Source organism: Microbacterium sp. BWR-S6Y (assembly GCF_041379845.1).
Taxonomy (GTDB): Bacteria; Actinomycetota; Actinomycetes; order Actinomycetales; family Microbacteriaceae; genus Microbacterium; species Microbacterium hydrothermale.
This window is the reverse complement of record NZ_JBFECV010000015.1, coordinates 1-3,462: the sequence shown is the minus strand read 5'-3', so window position 1 is coordinate 3,462 and position 3,462 is coordinate 1. Positions and strand designations below refer to the sequence as shown.

The 3,462-nt window shown below is 54.0% G+C and carries 2 rRNA genes; both read left to right on the top strand.

The features are described 5' to 3' along the window. Positions 1-74 precede the first annotated feature (74 nt). A 23S ribosomal RNA gene (locus AB1K56_RS18465) occupies positions 75-3,187 on the top strand. A gap of 109 nt (positions 3,188-3,296) precedes the next feature. Next, positions 3,297-3,413 (top strand): 5S ribosomal RNA (gene rrf / locus AB1K56_RS18460). The last annotated feature ends 49 nt before the right edge of the window (positions 3,414-3,462 follow it).

Here is a 3,462-nt window from a genome sequence, read left to right as displayed (position 1 = left end):
TGATCTTCGGATTGTTCTGGTGAAGATGATCTTAAAGATCATTAGTCAATTTTTTGACGATTCAACTCATGTGATTTCAAGTCTTTAAGAGCAAACGGTGGATGCCTTGGCATCTGGAGCCGAAGAAGGACGTAGCAATCTGCGATAAGCCTCGGGGAACTGATAAGCGAGTTTTGATCCGAGGGTGTCCGAATGGGGAAACCCCGCCAGGGCGCGTGCGTACCTGGTGACTCCCGCCTGAATATATAGGGCGGGTAGAGGGAACGTGGGGAAGTGAAACATCTCAGTACCCACAGGAAGAGAAAGCAACAGCGATTCCGTGAGTAGTGGCGAGCGAAATCGGATCAGGCTAAACCTCATGCGTGTGATACCCGGCAGGGGTTGCGTGTGGGGGGTTGTGGGACTTTTCGGATTGTTCTGCCGAGCAGTCGACGTGACAAGAGGGTATAGACGAACGGTTTTGAATGGCCGGTCATAGAGGGTGCGAACCCCGTAGTCGAAATGCTTGTTCTTGGCGTGAAGAGTATCCCAAGTAGCACGGGGCCCGAGAAATCCCGTGTGAATCTGTCAGGACCACCTGATAAGCCTAAATACTCCCAGATGACCGATAGCGGACAAGTACCGTGAGGGAAAGGTGAAAAGTACCCCGGGAGGGGAGTGAAATAGTACCTGAAACCGTTTGCTTACAAACCGTTGGAGCCTCCTTAGTAGGGGTGACAGCGTGCCTTTTGAAGAATGAGCCTGCGAGTTAGCGATACGTGGCGAGGTTAACCCGTGTGGGGTAGCCGTAGCGAAAGCGAGTCTGAATAGGGCGATTTTAGTCGCGTGTCCTAGACCCGAAGCGAAGTGATCTATCCATGGCCAGGTTGAAGCGACGGTAAGACGTCGTGGAGGACCGAACCCACTTAGGTTGAAAACTGAGGGGATGAGCTGTGGATAGGGGTGAAAGGCCAATCAAACTTCGTGATAGCTGGTTCTCTCCGAAATGCATTTAGGTGCAGCGTTGCGTGTTTCTTGCCGGAGGTAGAGCTACTGGATGGCCGATGGGCCCTACAAGGTTACTGACGTCAGCCAAACTCCGAATGCCGGTAAGTGAGAGCGCAGCAGTGAGACTGTGGGGGATAAGCTTCATAGTCGAGAGGGAAACAACCCAGACCACCAACTAAGGTCCCTAAGCGCGTGCTAAGTGGGAAAGGATGTGGAGTTGCTTTGACAACCAGGAGGTTGGCTTAGAAGCAGCCACCCTTGAAAGAGTGCGTAATAGCTCACTGGTCAAGTGATTCCGCGCCGACAATGTAACGGGGCTCAAGCACGCCACCGAAGTTGTGGCATTGACATTTTTGGTAGGCCTTCGTGGTCCAGCCGTGTTGATGGGTAGGAGAGCGTCGTGTGGCGAGTGAAGCGGCGGGGTGACCCAGCCGTGGACGCTACACGAGTGAGAATGCAGGCATGAGTAGCGAAAGACGTGTGAGAAACACGTCCTCCGAAAGACCAAGGGTTCCAGGGTCAAGCTAATCTTCCCTGGGTAAGTCGGGACCTAAGGCGAGGCCGACAGGCGTAGTCGATGGACAACGGGTTGATATTCCCGTACCGGCGAAGAACCGCCCAAGCTAATCCAGTGGTGCTAAGAGTCCTAGCTCGGAATGTTCCGGATCCCTTCGGGGTGATGGTCGTCCGTGTGAACGCTCGACCCCATGCTGGTGCGGCTAGCGTATTAACAGGTGTGACGCAGGAAGGTAGCCCAAGCCAGGCGATGGTTGTCCTGGTGCAAGTGCGTAGGCCAAGTGATAGGCAAATCCGTCACTTATTCAGGCTGAGACACGATGCGGATAAAAAGTGGGTGATCCTATGCTGCCGAGAAAAGCATCGACGCGAGGTTCTAGCTGCCCGTACCCCAAACCGACTCAGGTGGTCAGGTAGAGAATACCAAGGAGATCGAGAGAATCGTGGTTAAGGAACTCGGCAAAATGCCCCCGTAACTTCGGGAGAAGGGGGGCCATCCACTTATTAGGACTTGCTCCGAAAGGGTGTGGTGGCCGCAGAGACTAGTGGGTAGCGACTGTTTACTAAAAACACAGGTCCGTGCCAAGTCGCAAGACGATGTATACGGACTGACGCCTGCCCGGTGCTGGAAGGTTAAGAGGACCGGTTAGCCGCAAGGCGAAGCTGAGAATTTAAGCCCCAGTAAACGGCGGTGGTAACTATAACCATCCTAAGGTAGCGAAATTCCTTGTCGGGTAAGTTCCGACCTGCACGAATGGCGTAACGACTTCCCAACTGTCTCAACCGCGAACTCGGCGAAATTGCATTACGAGTAAAGATGCTCGTTACGCGCAGCAGGACGGAAAGACCCCGTGACCTTTACTACAGCTTGGTATTGGTGTTCGGTGTGGCTTGTGTAGGATAGGTGGGAGACGGTGAAGCATTCACGCCAGTGAGTGTGGAGTCATTGTTGAAATACCACTCTGGTCACTCTGGATATCTAACTTAGGACCGTGATCCGGTTCAGGGACAGTGCCTGGTGGGTAGTTTAACTGGGGCGGTTGCCTCCCAAAATGTAACGGAGGCGCCCAAAGGTTCCCTCAACCTGGTTGGCAATCAGGTGGCGAGTGTAAGTGCACAAGGGAGCTTGACTGTGAGACTGACAGGTCGAGCAGGGACGAAAGTCGGGACTAGTGATCCGGCAGTGGCTTGTGGAAGCGCTGTCGCTCAACGGATAAAAGGTACCTCGGGGATAACAGGCTGATCTTGCCCAAGAGTCCATATCGACGGCATGGTTTGGCACCTCGATGTCGGCTCGTCGCATCCTGGGGCTGGAGTAGGTCCCAAGGGTTGGGCTGTTCGCCCATTAAAGCGGTACGCGAGCTGGGTTTAGAACGTCGTGAGACAGTTCGGTCCCTATCCGCTGCGCGCGTAGGAAGTTTGAGAGGATCTGACCCTAGTACGAGAGGACCGGGTTGGACGAACCTCTGGTGTGTCAGTTGTTCCGCCAGGAGCACCGCTGATTAGCTACGTTCGGGATGGATAACCGCTGAAAGCATCTAAGCGGGAAGCCGGCCTCAAGATGAGACTTCCATACCCTTTTGGGTGAGAGGCTCCCAGCCAGACTACTGGGTTGATAGGCCGGATGTGGAAGCGCAGTAATGCGTGAAGCTGACCGGTACTAATAAGCCGATGACTTGATAACACACCGTTTTAGGTGCTTGCGTCCACTGAGTGGTTCTCGATGTACGGTCGAGAACAACACAACAATGAAACACATGTCGTTGTTGGTTTTTGAAACACATCAATAGTGTTTCGGCGGCCATAGCGAGAGGGAAACGCCCGGTCACATTCCGAACCCGGAAGCTAAGCCTCTCAGCGCCGATGGTACTGCAGGGGGGACCCTGTGGGAGAGTAGGACACCGCCGGACTTCCTTTACCGAAATGGCCACCCAACGCTGGGTGGCCATTTCGCATTTA